The organism is Candidatus Nitrosarchaeum limnium BG20, from assembly GCF_000241145.1.
Taxonomy (GTDB): domain Archaea; phylum Thermoproteota; class Nitrososphaeria; order Nitrososphaerales; family Nitrosopumilaceae; genus Nitrosarchaeum; species Nitrosarchaeum limnae.
This window is the reverse complement of sequence record NZ_AHJG01000152.1, coordinates 1-875: the sequence shown is the minus strand read 5'-3', so window position 1 is coordinate 875 and position 875 is coordinate 1. Positions and strand designations below refer to the sequence as shown.

Below are 875 nucleotides of genomic sequence, written 5' to 3'. Positions count from 1 at the left end.
AAAAGTAAACAAATGCAGATTTTGTGGAATTGGTATTTTGGAGTGTTACAATTTTTGGGAAATTTTATTCCAAGCTGGAGAAAAGCATTTTTAGAGTTACCAAAACTAATTGAATCCAGTAATTGGGTTTCTAATTACACTAGTGCCATGAAGGAAAACGGCCTTGATGTTACACTGGAATATCATACGTTTGGGTGTTGTTGTATCATTACTGGCAAGTCTTGACTGGCTTTGATAAATGGGAAAAATTGTATGTGAATATGACTTGCATGAAAAGAAAGTATTGAAACGTTCACAAGTATTGAGTAGATTTAGAAGATGATAGACTCTGTTTTCGTAAATCCTTAAGTTCCTAATTATTATGTGGATTCTATGAAGATTGTACTTGTACTGGTTGTTCTAGTAAGTGTAATTTTCATCAATCATGCATTTGCACAGGGAGTATCTGTAGATTCCAAAGCTGAACAAAATCCATTAGAAGTAATTATAGTTCCAGCAATTGATTCAGGCACATCTGGATGTGAAGAGACTACAGATGGGTGTTACATTCCAAAAAAAGCAATTATACCCATTGGGGGGAAAGTGATATTTTCTAACATAGATGCTGTTGAACATACGTTCACAGCAGATATTACGACAGATGGGATGTTGGGAATATTTGATTCTGGTCTAATTAGTGCCGGAAGTTCATATGAGTGGGTACCAACAGATGTAGGTGAATTTCCATACCATTGTACGGTTCATCCATGGATGAAAGGAACCATATTTGTTGAAGAGAAACAGATTCCACCAAAAGATACTGATGGTGATGGAATTTCTGACTCTGTTGATAAATGCCCAACTGATCCGGAAACTGTCAATGGGTTTGAAGACAC

General features: G+C 36.0%; 1 protein-coding gene and 1 pseudogene. Both read left to right on the top strand.

Annotated features, from left to right (window positions below; translation table 11 throughout):
• Nucleotides 1-225: pseudogene (locus BG20_RS04795) on the top strand (methylase); the annotation flags it as partial.
• Between the two features lie 147 nt (nucleotides 226-372).
• Nucleotides 373-875 (top strand): cupredoxin domain-containing protein (locus BG20_RS04790; RefSeq protein ID WP_010191581.1); only part of this gene is annotated, 503 nt, incomplete at its 3' end.